Consider the following 24,039-nt stretch of genomic DNA (forward strand, 5'->3'; position numbering starts at 1 on the left):
ATGGAGAAGCTGATCCCGGAGAAGTTGTTCCCGACCGAGCGCGCGACCGCCGGCCACCGACTGCGTATCGTCGCCACCCTGGCCTGGCCCGTCACCGGCCTCATGACCGGCACCCCGGTCCTGATCCGTCGGCTCACGGCCCCCCAGCGCGAGCGTCGCGCCGAGGCCGCCGCGCTCCAGGCCAAGCAGGACCAGATCGCCGCCCTGGCCACCGAGGCCGCCGAGGCCGCGTTCGCCAAGAAGATCGCGGGCGAGCCCGACGCGGCCAAGCGCGCCGCGATGATCCAGTCCCAGGAGGCAGCGGAGGTCACGGCCCGCCAGGTCGCCCTGGAGCGCGCCAAGGCCGACCGCAAAGCCGCCCGCAGCAAGTTCGGGGACACCGCCGGCGCGGCCGCCCTGCTGCTGATCGTCGGCGGGCCCCTGGTCTGGTCCCTCGCCCGCCCCCTGATCGAACCCGGCATAGGTCTGCTGCTCGGCGGCTGGTGGATCGCCGCCCTCCTCCACGCCCCCTCCCCCGTGAAGACCCACACAGCCAGCACCGGGGAGGACGTCGACGCCCCGGCCGCCGACAACGCCGACGACGGCCAGGAACAGACCGAGCCGGTCGTCTCCCCGGCCCTCGCCCCTGCCGAACTGGCGGCCACCATCGAGCACATGGTCGCCCTGCGCGTGCAGGGCGACGGTGGGGCCGGGAAGGTGCTCCTCTCCGAGGTGCTCGCCAGCCTCCAGCGGCACGGCCGCTACCCCGGCGCCAGCACCCGCGATTTCGGGGCCGCCGTGAGGGCCGCCGGCCTCCCCGTCGAGAAGCGCGTGCGGGTCGGCGAAGCGATCTCCCCGGGCCTCACCGCGGCGGGCCTGACGGCCCACCTCGGACACCCCCCGCGCCTGCCCGCCCACGCGGTCCCCGACCACACCCCCGCCGAGGCCGCCTGAAGCACCGCCCCACAGCCCCCGTCCGGCTCTCCGGACAGGGGGCTGCCGGCGGCCTCCTCGGCCCCTTCCGCGACCCCGCTCCCCCGCCCCGCCCAAACCCCCTCCGGCTCGACCACACTCGCGCTCTGACCTGCGAAAACCACGCGACTACATCCCCGACCACAGCTCGACCACACCCCCGACCACACCGCCCCGGGAAGGGGCCAACGGAGCGCGCCGCCAGCACCTTCCGCGCCGCGCCGCCGTCTGAAAGGAAGGCCGCATGGCCGCCGAGCACGACGACCCGTACGACGCCTACGCCGACGAGGGAGACGTCGACAGGCCGACCCGCGCCGAGGACAAGGCGTTCGAGATCGCCCTCGACGTCGCCGACGAACAGCGCCACGCCGAGGAGGAGCGGGTCGCCGGACCGCAGCCCGGTCACACCGAGATGTGCGAGGGCTGCCACGGATCCGGCGGCGGCTACGAGGACGAGGCTTGGGACGACGACGCGTGCGACGTCGTCACCGTCGCGTACGACCGCTGCCCCGAGTGCGGCGGCTGCGGCTACTACGACTGCGACGGCACCTGCGAGACCGAGCAGGACTGACCCAGCCCCGTGCAACACCAACCCCGCACCAGCCGCCGACCTTGGCAGAGAGACGGCTGGTGCGGGGCGTTCCGATCCCCTCGTAGAGACCAGAGGACCAGCATGCCCGGAAACGCCCCCGGCCCGCAGCCCGTCTGCGAAGCCACCCTGCTCGGCGACGCCGGCCCCTGCGAGGGCCCGCGCGACGCCGTGACCGTTCTCGATCGCCACGGCACCTCCACCAAGACCTGCGTGCCCCACGGCATCCGCCTGCACGCCAGCCTCACCGACGCGCATGTCCTGCCCGGCAGCGTCCCCGGCGCGGACACCGAGGTCCGCGAACGCTCCCGCACCACCTCCGCGTTCGCCTGGCTCGACCACCACCACCTGCCCGACCGGGACAGGCAGTGAACGAGCGGACCCCGCCGCTCGGCGACAGCGGCGGCCTGTGGCAGGCCGTCCTCGCCGCCCGGCAGGCCGCCGGGCCGAACTCCCTCTTCTGACCTCCCTCCCTTTCACAGCCCGCGTCCGGCACCGCCCGGGTGCGGGCCGCCCTGCTCCGTACGAAAGGAGCCCATCTTGAGCGCTGAGTCCGCGCACCCGAACGTGATCCCGTTCCGGCCCGAACCCTCCGAGGTCAAGGCCGCCGAGCAGGCCGTCATCGGCGCCGCCCTCCTCGACCCCGCCCAGATCCCCGCGCTCGCCGCCCAGCTCGGCGATCCCGGCGCGTTCTACCACCCCGCGCACGAGACGATCTGGCGCGCCATCACCCGCATGGCCGGCGGTGAGCGGCCAGTGGACCCGCTGCTGCTGACCGGCGTCCTGCGCGCGCAGGGCGACCTCAGCCGCATCGGTGGGCCCGGCTACCTGCACACCTGCATCGAGGCCACCCCCACCGCGGCGAACGGCGACTACTACGCCGAGATCGTGCGCGCGGCCGCCGAGCGGCGCCGGATCAACACCGCCACCAGCCGCCTGGCCCACATGGCCGGCGACGGCCAGGCCGACCTGGACGACGTGCGCGCCGCCGCCCTGGCCGCGCTCGCCGACCTCGCCACCGGCGAGAGCTGGCTCGACCCCGTCCCGCTTGGCCCCCACGGGACGCTGCCGACCTTCCCCGTTCACGCCTTGCCGAAGTGGGTGGGCGGGTACGTCGAGGCGGTGGCCGAGTTCACCCAGACCCCGCCCGACATGGCCGCCACCATGGCCCTCGCCGCGCTCTCGACGGCCGCCGGTGGGCGGGTCGGGGTGGAGATCCGGCCCGGCTGGCACGAGCAGTCCAACCTCTACCTGGTGTGCGCGATGCCGCCGGCCAGCCGCAAGTCCGACGTCTTCGCGTTCATGACCGCACCGGTCTACCGGGTCGAGGACGAGCTGCGCGCCGACGCCCGGGCCCGGATCATCGAGGCCGAGACCGCCAAGGAGACCGCGCTCGCCGAGGTCGACGCGCTCATGGCCAAGGCCCGCAAGAACCCCGACCTCGACCGCGCCCACCTGGTCGCCGAGATCGCCGGCGCCCGGATGCTCGCCGACGAGATCGTGGTCCCGCCCAGCCCGCGGCTGACGCTGTCCGGAGACATCACCCCGGAGACGGTCACCCACCAGCTCGGCGTGCACCGCTGCCTGGCCGCGCTCTCCCCCGAGGGCGACCTGTTCGACAGCATCGTCGGCCGCTACAGCAGCAAGCCCAACCTGGGCGTGTTCCTGCAGGCTCACAAGGGTGAGCGGCTGCAGGCCGACCGGATCACCCGCGAGCAGCCCACCGTCGACAAGCCCGCGCTGACGATCGGCGTCACCCCGCAGCCCGCCGTGCTCCAGGAGCTCGGCGCCGCCCCCGGTGCCCGGGACCGGGGCCTGCTCGCCCGCTTCCTCTACTCCCTGCCGCCCTCCAACCTCGGCTACCGCAAGATCCGCACCACCCCCGTCCCGGAACAGGTCGCCGCCGCCTACGACCTGCGCCTCACCACCCTCCTGCGCGAGCTCGTCCCCCTGGACGAGCCGGTCACCGTCACAATGACCGAGGCCGCCGACCTCGCCGTCGAGAAGCTCCAGGAGAAGTTCGAGGTCCAGCTCCGCCCGGACGAACCGCTCGCCCACATCAAGGACTGGGCCGGCAAGCTGGTCGGCCACATCGCCCGCATCGCCGTCCTGCTCCACCTCGCCGACCGCGCGGCCGCCGACTGGCGCGCCCCCGTCGAGGCCGCCACCGTCGAGCGGGCCGCCGAGATCGCCGAGTACTACACCGCCCACACCCTCGCCGTCTTCGACCTCATCGCCGCCGACCCCGCCGCCGAGGACGCCCACGCCCTCCTCCAGTGGCTCCAGCGGCCGAAGCGGGACGGCACCCACCGCACCCACATCAAGGCCCATGACGCCGTCGCCAGCAGCCGCCGGTACAAGAAGGTTGCGGACGTCGAGCCCGCCCTGCAGCTGCTCGAACAGCATGGCTGGCTCCGCACCGACCAGCCCCCGGCCGGCGGTCAGCGCGGCCGCCCGCAGGCCGTCACCTACCGCGTCCACCCGGCCGTGAGCACCCCCACGGACACGGAAACGATCACGTGACCGTCAGGAGTGTCAGGACAAAGCCCTGACCAGCAGAAACACTTCTGGACGGCCCGTCAGGGAACGTCAGGGCTGTCATGGATAACCGAGATCCCCTGACAGCCCTGACAACCCCTGACGCCCTGCCCGGATCCAAAGTCGCAGGTCAGCGGTTTCCCCTGACATCCCTGACGCTCTCCGCCCTCCGCGCCCGTCCGCGAGAGGGCCCGCAACACTCCGCAACCACCATTCGCACTCGCCGATGGAGTCGCCGCCATGCCCACGCAGGACCCGAAGCTCAAGCTCGCCGAGGTGCTCGAAGAGCTGGAGATGTCCCGCTCCGCCTTCTACCGCATGGTCGCCCGCGGGAAGGGCCCGAAGCTCATGAAGCTCCCCAACAACCAGATCCGCGTCCGCCGCAGCGCCCTCGACGCGTGGTGGGCCGAGCAGGAGGTCGCCGCCTGATGCCCACCTCGTACAAGGTGAAGTTCTGGGAGCACCGTCACCGGCCGGACCGGCGGACGCCGTGGATGGTGCGGTGGACGGTGGACGGCCGGGAGTTCTCCGAGTCGTACCTGACGAAGACCCAGGCCGACGGCCGGAAGGCCGAGTTGCTGGTCGCCGTCGCCTCGCACCAGCCGTTCGACGTCGAGACGGGTCTGCCGCTGGCCGAGCTGCGGAAGCGCCAGCAGGAGGAGAACGCCGTCAGCTGGTACCAGCACGGCCGGAACTACGTGGAGGCCCGGTGGGACGGGGCGCCGGCGAAGACGCGGACGACGTGGGCCGACGCACTGGCCAGCGTGACGTTCGAGCTGGTCAGCAGCAAGGTCGGGATGCCGGACAAGCGGGTCGTCCGGCGGGCGCTTTACGGCTGGGCCTTCAACGTGAACCGGTGGACGGAGGAGCCGCCGACCGACGTCGCCAGGGCGCTCGCATGGGTCGCGCGGCACTCGGTGGACGTCTCCGAGCTGGAGGACCCGAAGGTGGTCCGGAAGCTGCTGGCCGCCCTGTCCGTGAAGCTGGACGGCACGAAGGCCGCCGCGTCCACGATCCTGCGCAAGCGCCGGATCCTTCACCACGTCATCGGCCGAGCCGTCGAGGACGGGCTGCTGACCGCCAATCCGCTGCCGCAGGTCCAGTGGCAGCCGCCGCAGGTCGAGGAGGAGGTCGGCCCCGAGTACGTGATGAGCCCGGAGCAGGCCGCCGCGATGCTGGAGGCGGTCGGGCGGCAGAGACGACGCGGGCCGCGGCTGGTGGCGTTCTTCGGGTGCATCTACTACGCGGGCATGCGCCCCGGAGAGGTCGTCCACCTCCGCAAGGACCGGTGCGTGCTCCCCTCGGAGGGGTGGGGAAAGCTCAACCTCAACGGCAACAGCCCCCGGGTGGGGTCGGCCTGGACCGACACCGGCGCCTCGCACGACCCCCGGGGCCTGAAGCACCGCGCCGAGAAGGCCACCCGACCGGTCCCGATCCCGCCGGAACTCGTGCAGCTGCTCCGGGAGCACATCGAGGCGTACGGCACGGCGCCGGACGGCCGGCTGTTCCGAACCTTCCACGACGGCATGGTGCAGGAGAGCGGCTACGGAGTGGTTTGGGCCGCCGCCCGGGCCGAGGTGCTGAGCCCGGACGAGCAGGCCACCCCGCTCGCGAAGCGTCCCTACGACGGTCGCCACGCCGGGATCTCCCTATGGCTGGCCTCCGGGGTGGCGCCCGCCGAGTGCGCGCGGCGCGCCGGGCACAGCATCGCCGTCCTCCTCCGCGTCTACGCGAAGTGCATCCACGGTGACGAGGACCACGCCAACTGGCTGATCGCCGAACGCCTCCAGCGCCGGCCCGGCTGACCGGGTTCGTGTGGGCACTCAATGGCGTCTGATCTGCATCATCGCAGATCAGACGCCATTCATTGCTCCCTGCTTGGCACGGGACTCCCTCTTGAACCATTCGAGGATCTGCCGAACCGTGCAGGTACACCCCGCTGCCGACTGGTCCTAGCCAGCCGACCAACACTGACACACGCCGCAGAAGCACCTCCGGCCGACACAACCGCGTGCCTCACCAGCACGAGGCCACTGCATGCCCTCAGTCGCGGCCTGCGCCGACAACCTCAATCCCCCGATAAGCCTGAGCGCCTTAGGACGGAACGGAGGCCTGCGACGCCTGCGGAGAGTGGAGCAGTAGGCGCAACACATCACGTCAACCGCTGGCAAGTATCCGGCTCGCGCACTGCCGTCTCAGCGCCAAGGCTTCTTATCTCTGAGATGTGTTTGCCATCTGGCGAGGTATCAGATAGCCTCTCGGAGGCAGATCTTGACAGGGGCGAGAGTTGGGCGCAATGACGCGAGATCGAGTAATGCCGCATGAACGTGAGTGCAAAGTGCGCGACTACTACGCTTCGGAACTGGCCCAGCACCGGCCGGGCGAGCTGCTCATCGCCCGGGAGAACAGCTACGACGGCACAGCCGTGCGCGCAGACATGCGCACGATCGATCGGAGCAACGTCACTCGCCTATGGGAGTTCAAGATCAATGCGAGCTACGAGGCCCTTGGACAGATCCTGGTCTATGTAGCCATGGCTCGCCGGGCCGAGGAGGCCGCCGGTAGCGAATGCGTGATTCGCGGCGTCATCGCGGCGTTCAGCTTTCAATCTGAGATTGCCTACACCGTCGAGAGGCTGAACCTTTCGATCGAGCTAGTCACTATGCCGCCCATTCTTGCCTACGCAGGCGGTATTCCACCCCTAGCAGAACCCAGAACGTTTCCGGCGATTCCCCGGCAGTCCGGACTGCTCGACCCAACGGGCGCTAAGCCCTATAAGCAGGAGACGCCATGAGTACACCATTCATCAGCCAACAGAAGCTGATCAACACCGAAGAAATCGCCGAGGACGCGAGATATGGGGGCTTGCGCATACTCCGTGTCAGTTCCGATGCGGAGGCGCGAGAAAACTTCGAGCAACATCGCTACCGATTTCAACATGAGAGCGAGAAGCGGCATGCTATCCGTGGCACCTTGTGCCTGAAAGGTGCGGCGGAAGGATATCGCATCTGCGTCACAGTTCACCCCACCCTGCGGCAGTTCGCGGACCTTGTGAGGTACAATCCCTCCGATCCGCCACGCGCTGTCGATCACGAAGCCAACGGCATGAAAGCAGCCCACCTCAAGACGCAGAGTGACTTCAAGGGCGCGAAGGCCAGCAACCGTGGCGACTTCTGCCGGTACATCTTGGAGGCTGTCCGGGGCGAACGGATTGCATACCTTCCAACCGTCACCGGTTGGCAGTCAGTTGAGGAATTCGAGGAGGATCCTCAGCCCATTTTCGTCGCGTTCGATGAAGCGAACCCGGCGGCCATATACGGCGAGATCTACCTACCCAAGCGGCCCATCATGCAGGCCGACGGGCAGACTCAGACCGCCGCCTTGTTTGACGCAGCGCAGAACCGTCTCGCCCTCCAAAGTGGTGCACTCGACACCTTCTTCGTGACGCTTGAGGTGGAACTGAAGGTTGGCGTCGACGCGGCCGCCCAGAGCTTCGCGGATCGCAATGGGCGCGGGACTAAGAAGAACACCAACTTGGTGGCAACCTTCGACACTTCGTCCGCCCTGGCCAAGCTGCGCAACCAGTCCGTAAAGGGCACTATTTTCGAGAACCGGGTCGCTGATGGTCGCAGCACGGGAGCCACACTCACAGCGGTTCAGAATATCGTCGATGCGTCAACACTCGAGCAGATCCTGCTCAACGTCGTGTCTCACGGCAACCGCAAGCGTGAGCACATCAAGCACCACCATATCGAGGCCGTACTGCCATATTGCCGCGAATTCCTGCAAATTCTGGAAGGCCAGTTCGGCGATGCCTGGAACGACTCCAAGAAGGCCGATACCTATCGACGGCTCTACGTGCACGGGTGGGCATTCACGCTGAAGGCCCTCGCCTTGGCCTACAACCAGGTTCGCCGCGACAAGCTCGGCCCGATCATGGACGCCATGCAGAAGGAGACTGTAACCGGAGACGACACAACTGACCAACTGGTGAAGAGATTCACCGAGATCATTGCGGAACAGTCGGCGCCTGTTCCAGCGGTGTCCATTGATGATTTCAAGCAGCGCCTGGCCGCCATCGACTGGCGGCGCGACCGCCGACACTGGATTCGGATCACAGGTTGCCTGCATGAGAAGGACGGCACCAAGAAGACAGTGAAACTGAAGAGCACTGGGGAGACCGTCGTCGCGGCGGCAGCCTCCAACACGCCAGCGCACATCAGCCAGGTCGAGAACAAGATCCTCTCCGATACCTGGACCGAACTTACTAGTGGCGAATCCGAGCCCATCGACTAGCACTGCCTTGCTGTGAGGCTTGTCGCATCGTATGCCCGTGGCTCCCCGACTGTGTGGGGCTGGGGAGCTTGCGTTGTGGTGGGGAGGTGGGGGAAGTTCGCAGCCATGGTGTTCGCGCCCTTGGCCCGCTGTGATCAGCGGGCCAAGGGCGCGCTGTATCTGCAGGGGCTATCGCTGGAGAGCCAACGCACGTGCGTAAGCCGATGGCCGAGCGGCTCGGGGTCGATCATCAGTGGCAGCCTTATGACGTTCTCGCCCTGGCCGGTCGAGGATGTCTGGGCCCACCTGGCGCAGCGGACCGTACTGGCGCTGCAACCCAACGCATGGGCCATGAACGGCGCCGGCTTCCCCGAGGACGACAAGGCCCGCCCAGGGCCGCCCCGGCGGTGCTCCGGAACGCTGGGCAAGGTCGGCACCTGTCAGATCGGCACCAGCGGCCACGCATCCTGCTCACTATCCTGGCCCGCCCACGCCGAGGGCGCCGAACCGCACCAGCCTCCCTACGGAGCCTGAACCGCGGCCACTCGCGCGCGACCACCCCACCCCTCCCGGTGCGCGAGCGGCCCGGCCTGCTGATCCTCGCCGACAAGGGCTACGTGTCCGCCGAACTCGACCGCTTCCTCAACCAGTACGGCGTCCAGCTGCTGCGGCCGTCCTACCGCAACCTCGCCCCTCGCCCCGGTGAGGGGCTGCTGAAGTCCGTCCGCCAGCTGATCGAGTCCGTCAACGACACCCTCAAGGGCCAGCTCGGCCTCGAACAGCACGGAGGCCGCACCATCGAAGGCGTCGGCGCGCGGGTCGGCCAGCGGCTGCTGGCGATGACCTGCGCGATCTGGCACAACCGCACCACCGGCCGAACCGTCACCCGCTCGCTTATCGCCTACGACCACTGACCGACTTCGGAACTACTCGTCTAGCCCGGCTAGCGAAGTCATGCTGGCAGGTCGAACACGACTACCGCGAATCGAAGACCCGCCTCGGGCTGGACCACTTCGAGGGTCGCTCCTTCATCGGCCGGCACCGCCACGTCGCTGCAAACAGAAGTGGCGGCCAGGTAACTCGCAGGCCGCCGAAATCCAGCTAGTCCAGACCACGTGGATGCGCATCTGCGGTGACACAGACCACAGAAGCCAGCTGATCGCCGAACGCCTCCAGCGCCGGCCCGGCTGATCCTGGTCCGCGCCTGGTCCGGAACCGCTGGTCAGCGCCGGGATCCGGGTGGAATCAGGTGGGACAAACCTCGCGAAACGGCCACAGCGGCGCCGCGAGTGTTCGAATAAAAGAAAGCAGCCCCTGACGTGCGTTTCCGCATGTCAGGGGCTGTTTCTCTATCCTGTGGCTGGTGCAGGGTTCGAACCTGCGTAGCTTGCGCGACAGATTTACAGTCTGCTCCCTTTGGCCGCTCGGGCAACCAGCCAGGATTTTTGCCGTCCGGGGTCTTGCCCCGTTCGACTGGGTAAACCTTACCCGATGCCGGGGGGTGGTCCGCCACCCGGTTCCGTGGGGCGCGATCGACGGGTGTGGCGCGGCTGTCCTGGGCGGGGGCAGGGGCCGGCTGGATAGGCTGGGGCGGCGGACGCCCGGTGGGGCGGGCCGTGTCAGTGCAGCCAGAGCATCAAGGAGACCAACACCCATGGCCGACTCCAGTTTCGACATCGTCTCGAAGGTCGAGTGGCAGGAGGTCGACAACGCGATCAACCAGACCTCCCGCGAGATCGCCACGCGCTTCGACTTCAAGAACGTCGGCGCCGACATCAAGCGCTCCGGCGAGACGATCGAGATGAAGGCCAACGGCGAGGAGCGCGCCAAGGCCATCCTGGACGTGCTGCAGAGCAAGTTCATCAAGCGCGGCCTGTCGCTGAAGGCGCTGGACGCCAAGGACCCGCAGCTGTCCGGCAAGGAGTACAAGATCTTCGCGGACGTGAAGGAGGGCATCTCCCAGGACGATGCCAAGAAGATCGCGAAGATCATCCGGGACGAGGGCCCGAAGGGCGTGAAGGCCCAGGTCCAGGGCGACGAGCTCCGGGTCAGCTCGAAGAGCCGTGACGACCTGCAGGCCATCCAGGCCCTGCTCAAGGGCAAGGACCTGGACTTCGCGATCCAGTTCGTGAACTACCGCTGAGCCGAGCGGCGGCCCCGGCCGGCAGCTCCCCGGAGGGGGCTTCCGACCGGGGCCGCCGTCGTTCTCGGGGCCGTCAGCGGGGCGTGGCCCAGGCGGCGGTGGCGCGGTGGGCGCCGAGGCCGGCCGCGTCGAACTCGTCGTGGGCGGCGGGGTCGGTGTCGGCCAGGCGGACGCCGAGGCGGCGCAGGACGCGGGAGATGGGGCTGCCCTCCGGCGGGAAGGGTTCGAGCTCGGCACTGGTGAGCGGGCCGAGGGCGAGTCGGCCGTCGGCCCAGAGCGCGGCGCGCTGGGTGCCGGTGCCGCCGAAGAAGTCGGCCTCCACGCAGGCGATCGGCCCGGCCTTGGACCACGCGGCGAGCCGGCGTTCGAGGCCGTCGGAGAACCAGCCGAAGCCGGCGGCGCCCGGGGAGGTGGGCTCCACGTCGCCGAACCGGAGGGCCGCCAGGAACTCGGGGGTGGCCGGGATCAGTGCCAGGCCCTGGGCGAGCGGTCGCGGGCGGGCCGCCGAAACCTCGGCGGCCGCCACCGCGACCAGCTCCGCCGGGCCGATCAGCGCCTGAAGTTCGTATGACATTCAGTCATCGTGAACCATGGCACCGACAGTCCGCCCGGCGTTTACGATTCCGTGCCCGGTCGGGTATCAGTCCGAGAGTCGGCCTCCTGCTCGGGGCGGACGCCGTAGAGCAGGGTGAACAGGGTCGCCTCCACCGCGTCCTCGGCCTCGCTGTCCCCCTCAGCGCTCAACTCGTGGAATACCTCGTCGAGCTGACGGCGCAGCCGGCGCATCCGTTCAGGGGTGAGCCGGTACGTGAAGTGCGTGAACATGCCCGGCAGGCCGCTCGCCCCGGCTTCCCGCGAGGTGGTGAAGTCGATGCGGTCGGCCGCCGCGTGGGCGCGGAAGTCGCCGCGGACGCGGTCCATCGCGGCGAGCAGGGCGTCGTAGGCGTCGACTCTGATCGGCGAGCCCGGCGCGAAGATCTCCGGGGCGACCCGCAGCGACGTCTGGGCGACGGTGTAGCGGCTCTCCACGATGCCGGAGACCAGCCGAGTGCCGGCGACGGCGATCAGTCCGACCTTCTCCAGCTGCTTGATGTGCCGGTAGAGCTTGGTCTGCGGCTCATCCAGCGCGGCGGCGATCTCCTTGGCGGTGAGCGGTCCGGACTCGCGGGCGGCCAGCAGGACGTCGAGGATCGCCAGGCGGAGCGGGTCGGCCAGGGCCTTGAGGGTGGCGGCGTCCTCCACCCGGCGCTCCTTGAGGAGGGAAGGGGCGACGGGCCCCTCCTCGGCGTTCACGGCACTCTTGGCGTTCTCGACCACGGGCCCACCCTCGCAGATGTCCGCCGACCCGGGCAATCGGGCATTCACTCTTGCGAAATTGGTCACGTGGGCGTCATCATTCACGAAATCGTGAATGATGACGCCATGGTGAGTGGCGGCAAGGGGGAGACCACGATGAGGACCGACACCGCGACCTCGCGAACGGCCCCGGACGCGGCGCCGCCCGTCCCGCTGCGGCGCAACTGGCGCTTCCAGGCCCTCTGGGCCGGTCAGGCCGGCTCCACACTCGGTCTGCAGATCGCCGACACCGCGTACCCGCTGCTGCTGCTCGCGCTCACCGGCTCCTCGACGCTCGCCGGGGCGTTCGGGGCCCTGCAGATCGGCGCCGCCGTCCTCTTCGGCCTCCACGGCGGCGCGGCCGCCGACCGCTACGACCGCCGCCGGGTGCTGATCGTCGGCGACTCCGTCCGGCTGCTCGCCTGCGCCAGCGTCCCGCTCGCCCTGGCGCTGGACCGGCTGACCGTCGCGCACACCCTCCTGGTGGCCGTGGTGATCGGCGCGACCAGCGCCTACACCGGCCCGACCCGGCTGATCGCGGTGCGCTCGGTCGTCCCGCCGGAGCAGCTGCGGCAGGCGCTGGCGCAGGACGAGGCGCGGATGAGCGGGGCGGGCCTGGTCGGGCCGCCGCTGGCGGGCGCGCTGTTCGGGCTCGGCCGGGCCGCGCCGTTCGTCGGCACGGCGGTCGCCTCGCTGCTCGCGCTGACCTCCGCGCTGCTGGTCCGCTTCCCCGGCCGACCGCAGTCCGAGACCGTCGACACGAACGGCGGCACCGACACCAGCACCGGTGCCAGCACCGGTGCCAGCACCGGTGCCAGCACCGATGGCGGCTCCCTGGCCGGCTACCGCTACCTGGCCGGCCACACCCTGCTCCGTCCGACCGTCGCCGTCGTCCTGCTCATCAACGTCGCGGGCAGCGCGATGCTGCTGCCGCTGATGGTCCTGCTCCGCAGCCAGGGCACCTCCAGCGCCGGCATCGGCCTGGCACTGGCCGGCGAGGCCGTCGGGGCACTGGCCGGCGCGCTGCTGGTGGGCCGGCTGCACCGGCTGGCCGGACCCGGGGTGCTGCTGCTCGCGGTGTCCTGGCTGACCGTCCCGGTGCTGCTCGCGCCGCTGCTGCCGGGCGGGGCGGTCACCGTCTTCGTGGCGCTGTTCACGGTGGGCCTGGGGACGCCGACGCTGCGGGTGATGATCGACCTGCTGGTGTTCGGCCGGGTCTCCGACGCGCTCCGCGGACGGGTGGTCGCCGCCACGATGACGGTGTTCACGGTCGGGATGCCGGCCGGCATGGTCGGCAGCGGGCTGCTGCTCGACCACCTCTCCCCCGCGACGGTGCTCGGCACGGTGGCCGCGCTGCTCGCGGTGGGCCTGGTCCCGGCGACGGCCGGCCGGACGCTGCGCCGCGCCGACTGGCCCGAGCAGTCGGCGGTTCAGGCGGCGGCGCCCACCACCTGAACCGGCACCGCCCCGTCCCGTCCCCCTGACGTCCGCTCACCCGTGCGGGTGCACGCCGCATGCGGCTCCATCGCCAACCGGGTGAACTGGCCGGGTACGGCCCAGCGCCGGCGGGCCATCCCAGGAGGACGCATGAGTTCGATGGACGTTCCGTCGTCCGGCCAAAGCCGTCCTGGCGGCCCCGGCGGAGACGGAGACACAGGCGGAGGCCGGGAGGCGGCCACCCGGGAACGCACCGGAGCGGCGGCCACCAGGCTGGCGAACGCACCCCGGATGTCCTGGGTGACGCTCGCCTTCATGACCACGGCCTCGGTGGCCAGCCTCCGCTCCGCCCCGACCATGGCGGTCTACGGCCTCGCCTGCGTCTTCCTCTACCTGCTCCCGGCCATCGTCTTCCTGCTGCCGACCGCGCTGGTCTCCGCCGAGCTGGCGTCCGGCTGGGAGGGCGGCGTCTACCGCTGGGTGTCGGAGGGCCTGTCGAAGCCGCTGGGCTTCCTGGCCGTCTGGTGCCAGTTCGCGATGACGATCTTCTACTACCCGTCCCTGCTCGCCTACGTGGCCTCCACCATCGCCTACGTGGTCGACCCCTCCCTGGCGAACAACGGCCCGTACACCGCGATCGTGATCATGGTGCTGTACTGGACCGGCGTCTGGGTCTCCTCCCGGGGCACCAAGGCGGTGGCCGGCCTCTCCTCGGCGGGCCTGGTCATCGGCACGCTGATCCCCGGCACGCTGCTGGTCGTGCTCGGCTTCGTCTTCCTCGGGCAGGGCAACGCCTCCGCCGCCCCGATGAACGCCGCGCACCTGTTCCCGGAGTGGACCGGCCTGGCCAGCCTGGTGCTGATCGTCAACAACTTCCTCAGCTACTCGGGCATGGAGATGAACGCGGTGCACGTCTCCTCGCTGCGCGACCCGGCCCGGGAGTTCCCGCGCTCGATGTTCACCGCCTCCGGGATGGTGCTCGCGATCTTCATCCTGCCCGCGCTGGCGATCAGCTGGGTGGTGCCGTCCAGCGAGCTGAGCCTGACGGCCGGTGTGATGCAGGCCTTCGACGCCTTCTTCCAGTACTTCCACATCGGCTGGCTCACCCCGGTGATCGCGGTGGCGCTGGTCTCCGCCTCGCTCGGCGGCATGCTCACCTGGCTCGCCGGGCCGTCGAAGGGCCTGCTGATGATCTCCCGCCAGGAGGGCTACCTCCCGCCGTTCCTGCAGCGGCTCAACAAGGAGGGCATCCAGCAGAACCTGCTGGTCACCCAGGGCGTGGTCACCACGGTCATCGCCCTCGCCTACGCCCTGATCCCGAACGTCTCCAGCGCCTACTGGATCTTCTCGGTGATCACCACGCAGGTGTACCTGATCGTCTACCTGCTGATGTTCGCCGCCGCGATCCGGTTGCGCCGCACCCGGCCCGACCATCCGCGCGGCTACCGGGCGCCCGCCCTCGTGCCGATCTCCGTGACCGGCCTGGTGGCCTCGGCGGCGGCGATGGCGATCGGGTTCGTGCCCTCCTCGCAGTTCGGCAGCGGCTCGGCCTGGTCGTACGTGGCGATCGTCGGCGGCGGCCTGGCCGTCCTGGGCCTGCTGATCCCGTACCTGTTCCTGCGGCTGCGCAAGCCGGAGTGGCGCTCGCCCGACGCACAGGCCGAGCTCGCCGCGCAGGAGGCCGCCGAACTGCACCGCACCGAGGGCCCGGACCGGGGCGGTGCGTCATGACCCGCGGCATGATGGCCTCCCGGCACCGCTGGATCTACCTCGGCGCGATCGTCCTGCTGGTCGGCATGCTGATCACCGGCCTGCTCACCTACACCCAGCTGCACGACACCAACGAGGCCAACCGCAAGGCCAAGCAGCTCTCCGAGGCGCTGGCCGCCGCCGGCTACCCGGTGCCCTCGCAGAACCAGATCGTGCACACCCTGGGCGAGGACGGCGGCGCCGTCTGCGAGGACCCGGCCGGCGCGCTGAAGCAGGCGCAGTGGAAGTACGGCATGGCCAACGGCGCGGGCGGCCCCGGCCAGCGCCCGGTGCTCTCCGACCGCGAGGTGGTCCTCGCGGAGACGATCGTGCTCTCGGTGTACTGCCCGGACAAGCTCGCCGCCATCAAGGACAAGATCGACGACCTCAAGCTCGAGGACACCGTCCGCAACTGACACCGTCCGCAACTGACGCCGTCCGCGACCGGCACCCCCGCGGCCTGGACCCTCGACACCCGACGCCCCCGGCCCACCGTTCCCAGAGGAGCCGCCCCCATGACCGACGAACTCGCCCGCCGGATCGCCGGCCTGATGCCGCGCGCCAGGGCCGACCTGGCCGAGCTGGTCGCCATCCCCTCCGTCGCCGACCCGCGCCAGTACCCGCCCGAGAAGTGCCGCCAGGCCGCCGAGTGGGTCGCCGCCGCCTTCGCCGACGCCGGACTGCGCGACGTCCACCTGGAGGAGACCCCGGACGGCAGCCACGCCGTGGTCGGCCACCGCCCGCCACCGCCCGGCGCGCCGACCGTCCTGCTCTACGCCCACTACGACGTCCAGCCCCCGCTCGACGACGCCGCCTGGACCTCCCCTCCGTTCGAGCTCACCGAACGCGACGGCCGCTGGTACGGGCGCGGCGCCGCCGACTGCAAGGGCAACATCGTCATGCACCTCACCGCGCTGCGGGCGCTCGGCGACGACCTGCCGGTCGGCCTCAAGCTGGTCGTCGAGGGTTCGGAGGAACAGGGCACCGGCGGGCTGGAGGCCTACGTGCCGCCGCACGCCGGCGAGCTGCACGCCGACGCGCTGCTGGTCTGCGACACCGGCAACGCGGCGGTCGGCGTCCCCACCGCCACCACCTCGCTGCGCGGCGTCACCAACGTCGTGGTCACCGTCTCCACGCTCCGGGGCGACATGCACTCCGGCATGTTCGGCGGCCCGGCCCCGGACGCGCTGGCCGCGCTGATCCGCGTCCTCGACTCGCTGCGCGACGCCGACGGCGGCACCCGGATCGACGGCCTGGACAACGACGGCACCTGGAGCGGGGTCGGCTACGACGAATCGCAGTTCCGCGCCGACGCGGGCGTCCTGGACGGCGTCCGGCTGACCGGCTCCGGCACCGTCGCCGACCGGCTCTGGGCCCGGCCGGCCGTCACCGTGCTCGGCATCGACTGCCCGCCGGTGGTCGGCTCCGCCGCCGCGATCCCGGCCACCGCCCGGGCCCGGGTCTCCCTGCGCGTCCCGCCCGGCACCGACGCGCGCGCCGCCCAGGCCGCGCTCACCGCCCACCTGGAGGCCGCGGCCCCGTGGGGGGTGCGCATCGCGGTCGCGCCGGAGAGCGTCGGCTCGCCGTTCCGCGCCGCCACCGGCGGGCCCGCGTACGCGGCGCTCGACAAGGCCATGCAGGAGGTCTACGGCCGGCCGATGTCCTTCCTCGGCCAGGGCGGCTCGATCCCGCTCTGCACCGTGTTCGCCACGGCCTTCCCGGAGGCCGAGATCATCCTGATGGGCGTCGAGGAGCCGCGCTGCCTCATCCACGCGCCCGACGAGAGCGTCGACCCCGGCGAGATCGAGCACATGGCCCACGTCGAAGCGCTGTTCCTCCGGCAGTACGCCGACTCCCAGCGTCCGTGATGAGGTTGACGCGCACCAAGTCATCGCGGAGCTCACCGAGCCCTCGCCGGCCTTCCCCCCGCCAGGAGACCCCCGCATGCCCCGAGACTTCACCGCCGAGGACTACCGCGCCCGCCTGGAGCGGGCCACCGCCGCCGCCGCGGGAGCCGGGCTGTCCGGCCTGGTCGTCGCCCCCGGACCCGACCTCGTGTACCTGACCGGCTACCGGCCCACCGCGATCACCGAGCGGCTCACCGCCCTCGTCCTCACCGCCGGCCGGGAACCCGCGCTGATCGTCCCCGCCCTGGAGCGCCCCGACGCCGAGAAGGCCGTCGGCGCCCCCGCCGTCCGGCTGGTCGACTGGACCGACGGCCAGGACCCGTACGCCGCCGCCGTCCCGCTGATCGACGGCTCCGGCCGGTACGGGATCTCCGACAACGCCTGGGCGATGCACCTGCTCGGCCTCCAGACCGCCCTGCCCGCCTCCGGCTGGACCTCGCTCACCGAGACCCTGCCGATGCTGCGCGCGGTCAAGGACGCGGACGAGCTGGAGCGCCTCGCCGCGGCCGGCGGCGCCGCCGACGCCGCCTACCGGGGCATCCTGGAGGTCGCCTTCGCCGGCCGCCGGGAGACCGACGTCGCCGCCGACCTCGCCGCCCTGCTCATCCAGTACGGGCACAGCCAGGTCGACTTCACCGTGGTCGGCTCCGGCCCCAACGGCGCCAACCCGCACCACGAGGCCGGCGACCGGGTCATCGCGCCCGGCGACACCGTCGTGCTGGACTTCGGCGGGCTCAAGGACGGCTACGGCTCCGACACCACCCGGACCGTGCACGTCGGCGCCGACGTCCCGGCCGAGGTGCGCGAGGTCCACGACGTCGTCCGGCAGGCCCAGCAGACCGCGTTCGAGGCCGTCCGGCCCGGGGTGAGCTGCCAGGAGATCGACCGGATCGCCCGGCGGGTCATCACCGGGGCAGGGTACGGCGAGTTCTTCATCCACCGCACCGGCCACGGCATCGGCATCACCACGCACGAGCCGCCGTACCTGGTCGAGGGCGAGGAGCGGCCGCTGGTGCCGGGCATGTGCTTCTCGATCGAGCCGGGCGTCTACCTGCCGGGCCGGTTCGGGGTGCGGATCGAGGACATCGTGACGGTCACCGAGCAGGGCGGGCGGCGGTTCAACAACACCCCGCACGAGTTGGGCATCGTGTCCTGAGTCACCCCGGGCCGCCCCGAGTCACCCCGAGCCGCTCCGGGCCGGGCCGTTCGCTGCGCCGGCCGGGGCAATTCTGAGCCCTTCCTGAACGGACCGCCGTTCGCACCGAGAGTTCTCCAAGAATGCCTTGCTAGCTTCGACCGGCATGACCAGAATGCTCCGCCCGGCGCCGCCCACCCCTCCCGCGAGCGCCGGGCGGCTGCGTCCGGCGACCGGCTCCCGGACCGGCGCGCGCACCGGCGCCCTGGCCCGGCTCCGGCTGCTGGCGTGGCCGCTCTACCTCGCCGCCCTGCTGTGGTACCTGCGCACCTACGGCCTGCCGTACACCAATGACCTGGTCTTCCTGTGGCTGATGGGCGCCCTGGTGGCCGCCGGGCTGCACAGCGGGCACGGCGCGCGCGGCTTCCTGCTGGTGCTGCGCGACTGGGTCCCGGTGATGGCCGTCGTCTGGACGTACTCGCTGCTGCGCGGCTACGGCGCGCACACCCCCTGGGGCCCGTACCTGTGGCCGCAGCAGCGCGCCGACGAGATCATCGGCTTCGGCGAGACGCTGACCGTCCGGCTCCAGCACGGGCTCTACACGCCCGGCTCGCCGCAGTGGTGGGACTACGCGGCGGTCACCGTCTACATGTCGCACTTCTTCGCGGTCTTCGTGATCCTCGCGGTGCTGTGGCGCCGCCGGCACGACCGGTTCCGGCACCTGCTCACCTGCTACCTGGTGCTGACCTTCGCGGGCTTCGCGACGTACATCCTCTACCCGGCGGTGCCGCCGTGGCTGTCCTCCCAGGAGGGGCACCTGCCGGAGCTCACCCGGGTGGTCTCGGACGTGCTCACCGAGAGCGGGCTGCCGCGCGCCGCGTCGGTGTTCGAGAACGGCAGCCAGTTCGCCAACGACGTCGCCGCGATGCCCTCGCTGCACTCGGCGTACCCGGCGATGCTGCTCTTCTTCTTCTGGCCGACGGCCGCGCGGTGGGTGCGGGTGCTGCTGGTGGCGTACCCGCTGGCGATGACCTTCGCCCTGGTGTACGGGGCGGAGCACTTCCTGGTGGACGTCTTCGTCGGCTGGGCGTACGCGGCCGCGGCGGTGTACGGCGTGCGGTGGCTGCGGGAGCGGCGCCGGACCAGGTCGCTGGCGGCGAGCCGGGCGGCGGCGGCCGTGCCGGCGGCCGCGGGGGCGGGCGTGGGGGCCGCCGCGTCCACCGGCACACTGGAGCGGTGACCGAGAAGCCGACCACGGCCCCGAGGCCAACCGCCGAGCAGCTGCTCGCCGCCCGCGACACCACGATCGAGGACGTCACCGCCCCCGGTCTGCGGGTCCTGTTCTGCGGCATCAACCCCGGGCTCTGGTCCGGGGCCACCGGCCACCACTTCGCCCGCCCGGGCAACCGGTTCTGGCCCGCCCTGCACCGCTCCGGCTTCACGCCCCGCCAGTTCCGCCCGGACGAGCAGCGCCTGCTGCTCGACCTCGGCCTCGGCATCACCAACGTCGCCCCGCGCGCCACCGCCAAGGCCGACGAGCTGACCGCCGACGAGCTGCGCGCGGGCGGCGCCGCGCTCACCGAACGGGTGCTGCGGCTGCGCCCCCGGGTGCTGGCGGTGCTCGGCATCGGCGCCTACCGCACGGCCTTCGGCCGGCGGACGGCGTCGATCGGGCGGCAGGAGCGGACCATCGGGGACACCGAGGTCTGGGTGCTGCCCAACCCCAGCGGGCTCAACGCCCACTACACCCTGGACGCGCTGGCGGCGGAGTTCGCCGGGCTCCGCGAGGCCGTGTCCCGGGGCCCGGGCCGCGAGGCCGTGTCCTAGGACCGCAGGAACTCCAGCACCGCCAGCACCCGGCGGTGCGTCTCCCCGGCCGGGGGCAGGTCCAGCTTCATCAGGATGTTGCCGATGTGCTTGCCCACCGCCGCGTCGGACACCACCAGCTCCCGGCAGATCGCCGCGTTCGACCGGCCCTCGGCCATCAGCGCCAGCACCTCGCGCTCACGCGGGGTCAGCCGCTCCAGCGGGTCCCGGCGGCGGCGCAGCAGCTGGCGGACCACCTCCGGGTCGACCACCGTCCCGCCGGCCGCCACCTCGGCGAGGGCCGCCGTGAACTCCTCGATCTGGCCGATCCGGTCCTTCAGCAGGTAGCCGACGCCGGAGCCGTCCCCCGAGTCCAGCAGCTCCGCCGCGTACGAGCGCTGGACGTACTGGCTGAGCACCAGGACCGGCAGACCGGGGCGCCGCTCGCGCAGGGCGACGGCCGCGCGCAGTCCCTCGTCGGTCTGGCCGGGCGGCATCCGGACGTCGGTGACGACGAGGTCCGGCTCGTGCTCCTCGACCGCCGTGCGCAGCGCCCCGGCGTCGCCGACGGCGGCCACCACCCGGTGCCCGAACCGGGCGAGCAGGCCGATCAGCCCCTCGCGGAGCAGCACGCCGTCCTCGGCGAGCACGATCCTCAGGTCCGCCGGACCGGTTCGCGGGTTCATCGGGGGGCTCCTCCGTCCACCGGGGCGCACGGGATCTCCACCCGCACCAGGGTCGGTCCGCCGGGCGGACTGCTGACCGTCAGTGTGCCGTCCACGACCGCGACCCGGTCGGCCAGCCCGGTCAGTCCGGTGCCGCGCCCCGGGTCGGCGCCGCCGCGGCCGTCGTCGGCCACCTCGATGGTCAGCCGCCCGTCCGCGTACCGGCCGTCGACGCTCGCCGTGCGCGCGCCGCTGTGCTTGGCGATGTTGGCCAGGGCCTCGGTGACGGCGAAGTAGCCGGCCGACTCGACCGGCGCCGGGAGGCGGCCGGGCAGCGCGAAGCGGGTGGCGACCGGGACCGGCGAGCGGTCGGCGGCGTCCGCGCAGGCCTCCGGCAGGCCCCGGTCGGTGAGCACCTGGGGGTGGATGCCGTTGATCAGCTCCCGCAGTTCGGCCAGGACGTCGCCCGCCTCGCGGTGCGCCTCGGCGAGCCGGGCGGCCAGCGGGCCGTCCGCCGGCGCGTCCAGCCGGGCGAGGCCGAGCGTCATCCGCAGGGCGACCAGGCGCTGTTGGGCGCCGTCGTGCAGATCGCGCTCGATCCGGCGCCGCTCCGCCTCGAAGGCGTCCACCAACCGGGCCCGGGAGCGGACCAGTTCACCGATCCGCCGATCCTGCCCGCCGGGCCCGAGCAGCAGCCGGACCAGGCCCGCCCGGGCGGCCGCCACCAGCGCCAGCGGGTAGCCGAGCAGCGGCAGCAGGACGAGGCCGGCCAGCCCGAACAGGGCGGCCGTCCCCAGCGAGTGGACCTGCCAGAGCTTGAGGACGTTGACCTGCTCGCCGTCCAGCAGGAGCAGCGGGACGGCGGCCAGCAGGTAGCCGGGGACGGCCAGGGCGGAGCCGGCCACCGCCAGGTCGACCGGCCAGAGCACGAAGCCGGCGAGCGCGGTGAAGCCCAGTTCGCGCCAGGTGGCCCGCTCGCGGTAGCGCAGCCGCAGCCAGGCCGCGAGGCCGGGGCGGTCGGGGACGCGGTGCGGGTCCGGAACCCGTGCACCGTCGAGGAACCGGACCAGCCGCCGTTCCCAGGCCGCGACCGGCAGCCCGACCAGGGCGAGCGCGGCCAGCAGCGGCAGTCCGACCAGCAGGACCGCCAGCACCCCGCCGGCCGCCACCGACACCAGCAGCCCGGCGCAGAGCAGCAGGCCGGTCAGCCCGGTCGCCAGCAGGTACCCGGCCGCCCGCCACGGGGCCGCCGAGCGCAGGAAGCCCGGCCGCAGCACCGCGCCCCACCACCCGTCGTCCATCGCGCTCCTCCCCCCTGTCCGCCCGCCCACCCTAGGACCCGGGCCGCGGCCCGTCGGTAGGGCCCGCCCTACCCTCCGAAGTGGCCCCCGGCCTGCTGCGCCGCCCCGGCCCCCGGCGGTTCGCTGGACGTCATGAGAATGCTGCGGATCGCACTCAAGTCCCTGAAGGCCCGCCCGGTCTCCCTTCTCGGCGCCTTCCTCGCCCTGGCCCTCGGCGTGGCGATGACCGCCGTCATGCTGCTCGGCCTCGCCGCCGCGCTGGGCGGCGGCGCCGACGGGGAGGAACTGGTCTCGCTGGTCGCCGCGCTCGGCACCGCGGGCGGGGTGAGCGCGTTCGTCTCGGCGTTCGTCGTCGCCTCCACCTACTCCTACGCGGTCGCCCAGCGCCGCCGCGAACTCGGCCTGCTCCGCCTGGCCGGCGCCACCCGTGCGCAGGTCCGCCGCACCGTGCTCACCGAGGCGCTGCTGCTCGGCGCCGCCGCCTCCGCCACCGGCTGCCTCCTCGGCCGGCTCGGCGCGCCCGCGTTCGTCGGACGGCTCTCGGACGCCGGCATGGCCCCGACCGGCTTCAGCCTCGTCCCCGTCGTCTGGCCGCTCCCCGTCGCGTTCGCCACCGGCCTGCTGGTCGCCCTCGGCGGCGTCGCCGCGGCCGTCCGGCGGGCCGGGCGGGTCGGCCCGCTGGACGCCCTGCGCACAGCCGACCTCGACACCGGGGTGCTGACCGCCGGCCGGCTCCTCACCGGCCTCGGCCTGCTGCTCGGCTTCCTCGCGCTGGCCGGCACCGCGCTCGCCACCGACCCCGCCGACCTCCTGCACCGCAAGACCTACACCACCCGGCCGATGTGGCTGATCTGCGCGTCCGGCCTGCTCTCCCCGCTCCTCGCCCCGCCCCTGATCCGCCTGCTGGGCCGCCTCCTCCCCCGCCGGGCCACCGGCTACGCCGGCCGCCTGCTGCCCGCCAACGCCGCCGCCGCGCTGCGCCGGACGGGCGCGGTGGCCGCACCGGTGCTGGTCGCGGTCGCGCTGACGGGTTCGCTCGCGGGCGCGCCGGCCACGGTGGGCGCCGCCCGCTCCGCCGAGGCGCGGGCCCGGACGGGTGCCGACCTGGTCGTCGTCCCGGCCGCCGGCTCCGAGGGCCCGCTGCTCGCCGCGCTGCGCGCCGTCCCCGGTGTGGCCGCCCTCTCCGCCACCGCGCCGACCGCCCTCTCCCTCGTCGAGGCGGACGGCGTGGCGGTCCGCTCCGAGGCCCGCGCGACCACCGATCCCGCCGCACTGGCGGCGCTCGCCCGGCTGCCCCTGCTGGCCGGTTCGCCGGCCGGCCTCGACGACGGCTCCCTGGTGCTGCCCGCCGAGTGGGGGCACACGGCGGTCGGCGAGCCGGTCCCGGTGGTCCGCGCCGACGGCAGCCGGACGACCCTGCGGGTCGCCGCCGTGCTGCGCGACGGGCTCGGCGACAACGGCCTGTACGTGACCGCCGCCAACGCCCCGGGCGCCCGCGTCGACCGTGTCGACGTCCGGCTCGGACCCGCCGCCCGGGCGGCCGACGTCCGCTCCGCCGCCCTGCCCCACGGCGCCACCGTGCTGACCCGCGAGGAGTGGCTCGCCGCCGGGGCGTCCCCGCGGATCACCTGGCTGCGGACCGTCCTCGTGCTCGGCCTGGCCCTCGTCTACACCGGCATCGCGCTCGCCAACACCCTGCTCATGGCCACCGCCGACCGCCGCCGCGAACTCGCCCTGCTCCGCCTCGCGGGCGCCACCCGCGCCCAGGTGGTCCGGCTGGTCACCGCCGAGTCGGTGCTGGTGACGGCGGTCGGCGCGGTGCTCGGCTGCGCGGTCGCCGCCGTCCAGCTCGGCTCCATGCGCGCCGCGCTGGCGGTGCTGCGCGTACCCGCCCCGCTCGTCCTGCCGTGGCGGCCGGTCGGCGTGGTGACGGCCGGGGCGCTGCTGCTCGCCGCGGTCTGCGCCGCCCCGGCGGCCGCCTGGGCACTGCGCTCCCGGCCGGTCACCGCCGCCGCGCGCTGAGGCCTCGGACCGCCGAGAGCCCCTCGGGCAGCGCCCGGCCGCGCAGTTCCCGCAGCTCGCGGACCAGCGCCCGGACGACCGCCGTCCCCGCCGGCTCCGGTGTCGTCACGTACCCGACGCAGCGGCTCGGCGGGTGCGGCCCGAGGTCGGTGACCGCGCCGGCCCGGCCCGGCGACGCCTCATCGT

23 protein-coding genes, 1 tRNA gene and 1 pseudogene are annotated in these 24,039 nt (G+C 72.4%); 19 read left to right on the forward strand and 6 right to left on the reverse strand.

Features of this window, described 5'->3' with window-relative positions; genetic code table 11:
• The 10 genes from ACFC0B_RS14940 to ACFC0B_RS14985 all read left to right on the forward strand — a co-directional run bounded on the left by ACFC0B_RS14940 (window position 1) and on the right by ACFC0B_RS14985 (window position 9,267).
• Window positions 1-933 (forward strand): hypothetical protein, encoded by a 933-nt coding sequence (locus ACFC0B_RS14940; protein ID WP_376086214.1) that lies wholly within the window; start codon window positions 1-3, stop codon window positions 931-933.
• 262 nt (window positions 934-1,195) lie between these two features.
• Window positions 1,196-1,522 (forward strand): hypothetical protein, encoded by a 327-nt coding sequence (locus tag ACFC0B_RS14945; RefSeq protein ID WP_376086215.1) that lies wholly within the window; start codon window positions 1,196-1,198, stop codon window positions 1,520-1,522.
• A gap of 102 nt (window positions 1,523-1,624) precedes the next feature.
• The gene (locus ACFC0B_RS14950; RefSeq protein ID WP_376086216.1) at window positions 1,625-1,912 is read left to right on the forward strand and encodes a hypothetical protein; all 288 of its coding nucleotides are present in this window, start codon (window positions 1,625-1,627) and stop codon (window positions 1,910-1,912) included.
• A gap of 168 nt (window positions 1,913-2,080) precedes the next feature.
• Entirely contained in the window at window positions 2,081-4,063 is a 1,983-nt protein-coding gene (locus ACFC0B_RS14955) for a DUF3987 domain-containing protein (protein WP_376086217.1), read from the forward strand.
• A 255-nt stretch (window positions 4,064-4,318) separates the two neighbouring features.
• Window positions 4,319-4,507, forward strand: coding sequence for a helix-turn-helix domain-containing protein (locus ACFC0B_RS14960; RefSeq protein WP_350561785.1), 189 nt, complete (start codon window positions 4,319-4,321; stop codon window positions 4,505-4,507).
• Window positions 4,507-5,883 (forward strand): tyrosine-type recombinase/integrase, encoded by a 1,377-nt coding sequence (locus ACFC0B_RS14965; RefSeq protein ID WP_376086218.1) that lies wholly within the window; start codon window positions 4,507-4,509, stop codon window positions 5,881-5,883. Before ACFC0B_RS14960 ends, ACFC0B_RS14965 begins: the two co-directional genes overlap by 1 nt.
• 533 nt (window positions 5,884-6,416) lie before the next feature.
• A complete protein-coding gene (locus ACFC0B_RS14970) occupies window positions 6,417-6,872 on the forward strand; it encodes a hypothetical protein (protein ID WP_376086219.1) in 456 nt (151 codons plus the stop codon).
• Window positions 6,869-8,374, forward strand: coding sequence for a DNA sulfur modification protein DndB (locus ACFC0B_RS14975; RefSeq protein ID WP_376086220.1), 1,506 nt, complete (start codon window positions 6,869-6,871; stop codon window positions 8,372-8,374). The genes ACFC0B_RS14970 and ACFC0B_RS14975 overlap by 4 nt, the downstream gene beginning before the upstream one ends.
• A gap of 105 nt (window positions 8,375-8,479) precedes the next feature.
• On the forward strand, window positions 8,480-8,887 hold the full coding sequence (locus ACFC0B_RS14980) for a transposase (RefSeq protein WP_376086221.1): 408 nt from the start codon (window positions 8,480-8,482) through the stop codon (window positions 8,885-8,887).
• 38 nt (window positions 8,888-8,925) lie between these two features.
• Window positions 8,926-9,267 (forward strand): hypothetical protein, encoded by a 342-nt coding sequence (locus tag ACFC0B_RS14985; protein ID WP_376086222.1) that lies wholly within the window; start codon window positions 8,926-8,928, stop codon window positions 9,265-9,267.
• 443 nt (window positions 9,268-9,710) lie between these two features.
• Here the strand turns inward: ACFC0B_RS14985 and ACFC0B_RS14990 are convergent.
• A tRNA-Tyr gene (locus tag ACFC0B_RS14990) sits at window positions 9,711-9,791 on the reverse strand.
• A gap of 216 nt (window positions 9,792-10,007) precedes the next feature.
• On the opposite strand from ACFC0B_RS14990, the gene ACFC0B_RS14995 reads away from it, so the two are divergent.
• The gene (locus ACFC0B_RS14995) at window positions 10,008-10,496 is read left to right on the forward strand and encodes a YajQ family cyclic di-GMP-binding protein (protein ID WP_376086223.1); all 489 of its coding nucleotides are present in this window, start codon (window positions 10,008-10,010) and stop codon (window positions 10,494-10,496) included.
• 73 nt (window positions 10,497-10,569) lie between these two features.
• On the opposite strand, the gene ACFC0B_RS15000 is transcribed toward ACFC0B_RS14995, so the two are convergent.
• Window positions 10,570-11,070, reverse strand: coding sequence for a hypothetical protein (locus ACFC0B_RS15000; RefSeq protein ID WP_376086224.1), 501 nt, complete (start codon window positions 11,068-11,070; stop codon window positions 10,570-10,572).
• Window positions 11,071-11,111: 41 nt separating this feature from the next.
• Window positions 11,112-11,813: an ArsR/SmtB family transcription factor gene (locus ACFC0B_RS15005; protein ID WP_376086225.1), complete on the reverse strand. Its 702-nt coding sequence runs from the start codon at window positions 11,811-11,813 to the stop codon at window positions 11,112-11,114.
• A gap of 135 nt (window positions 11,814-11,948) precedes the next feature.
• On the opposite strand from ACFC0B_RS15005, the gene ACFC0B_RS15010 reads away from it, so the two are divergent.
• The 7 genes from ACFC0B_RS15010 to mug all read left to right on the forward strand — a co-directional run bounded on the left by ACFC0B_RS15010 (window position 11,949) and on the right by mug (window position 19,886).
• Entirely contained in the window at window positions 11,949-13,286 is a 1,338-nt protein-coding gene (locus ACFC0B_RS15010; protein ID WP_376086226.1) for an MFS transporter, read from the forward strand.
• Window positions 13,287-13,418: 132 nt separating this feature from the next.
• The gene (locus ACFC0B_RS15015) at window positions 13,419-14,999 is read left to right on the forward strand and encodes an APC family permease (protein WP_376086227.1); all 1,581 of its coding nucleotides are present in this window, start codon (window positions 13,419-13,421) and stop codon (window positions 14,997-14,999) included.
• On the forward strand, window positions 14,996-15,433 hold the full coding sequence (locus tag ACFC0B_RS15020; RefSeq protein ID WP_376086228.1) for a hypothetical protein: 438 nt from the start codon (window positions 14,996-14,998) through the stop codon (window positions 15,431-15,433). The genes ACFC0B_RS15015 and ACFC0B_RS15020 overlap by 4 nt, the downstream gene beginning before the upstream one ends.
• A gap of 99 nt (window positions 15,434-15,532) precedes the next feature.
• Complete coding sequence (locus ACFC0B_RS15025; RefSeq protein WP_376086229.1) at window positions 15,533-16,885, forward strand: dipeptidase; 1,353 nt, start codon at window positions 15,533-15,535, stop codon at window positions 16,883-16,885.
• 76 nt (window positions 16,886-16,961) lie between these two features.
• The gene (locus tag ACFC0B_RS15030) at window positions 16,962-18,080 is read left to right on the forward strand and encodes a M24 family metallopeptidase (RefSeq protein ID WP_376086230.1); all 1,119 of its coding nucleotides are present in this window, start codon (window positions 16,962-16,964) and stop codon (window positions 18,078-18,080) included.
• Between the two features lie 145 nt (window positions 18,081-18,225).
• Window positions 18,226-19,299, forward strand: a complete 1,074-nt coding sequence (locus ACFC0B_RS15035) for a phosphatase PAP2 family protein (RefSeq protein WP_376086231.1) — start codon at window positions 18,226-18,228, stop codon at window positions 19,297-19,299.
• On the forward strand, window positions 19,296-19,886 hold the full coding sequence (gene mug, locus ACFC0B_RS15040) for a G/U mismatch-specific DNA glycosylase (RefSeq protein WP_376086232.1): 591 nt from the start codon (window positions 19,296-19,298) through the stop codon (window positions 19,884-19,886). The genes ACFC0B_RS15035 and mug overlap by 4 nt, the downstream gene beginning before the upstream one ends.
• On the opposite strand, the gene ACFC0B_RS15045 is transcribed toward mug, so the two are convergent.
• Window positions 19,883-20,551 (reverse strand): response regulator, encoded by a 669-nt coding sequence (locus ACFC0B_RS15045; RefSeq protein ID WP_376086233.1) that lies wholly within the window; start codon window positions 20,549-20,551, stop codon window positions 19,883-19,885. The two genes, mug and ACFC0B_RS15045, sit on opposite strands and share 4 nt — an antisense overlap.
• Window positions 20,548-21,831, reverse strand: a complete 1,284-nt coding sequence (locus ACFC0B_RS15050; protein ID WP_376086234.1) for a sensor domain-containing protein — start codon at window positions 21,829-21,831, stop codon at window positions 20,548-20,550. Before ACFC0B_RS15050 ends, ACFC0B_RS15045 begins: the two co-directional genes overlap by 4 nt.
• Before the next feature lie 132 nt (window positions 21,832-21,963).
• Between ACFC0B_RS15050 and ACFC0B_RS15055 the strand changes: the two genes are divergently transcribed.
• Window positions 21,964-23,853, forward strand: a complete 1,890-nt coding sequence (locus tag ACFC0B_RS15055) for an FtsX-like permease family protein (RefSeq protein WP_376086235.1) — start codon at window positions 21,964-21,966, stop codon at window positions 23,851-23,853.
• On the opposite strand, the pseudogene ACFC0B_RS15060 reads toward ACFC0B_RS15055, so the two are convergent.
• Window positions 23,834-24,007, reverse strand: a pseudogene (locus ACFC0B_RS15060) (LysR family transcriptional regulator); the annotation flags it as partial. The gene ACFC0B_RS15055 and the pseudogene ACFC0B_RS15060 sit on opposite strands and share 20 nt — an antisense overlap.
• Window positions 24,008-24,039: the final 32 nt, after the last annotated feature.

It is taken from the genome of Kitasatospora sp. NPDC056184 (assembly GCF_042268405.1).
GTDB lineage: Bacteria > Actinomycetota > Actinomycetes > Streptomycetales > Streptomycetaceae > Kitasatospora.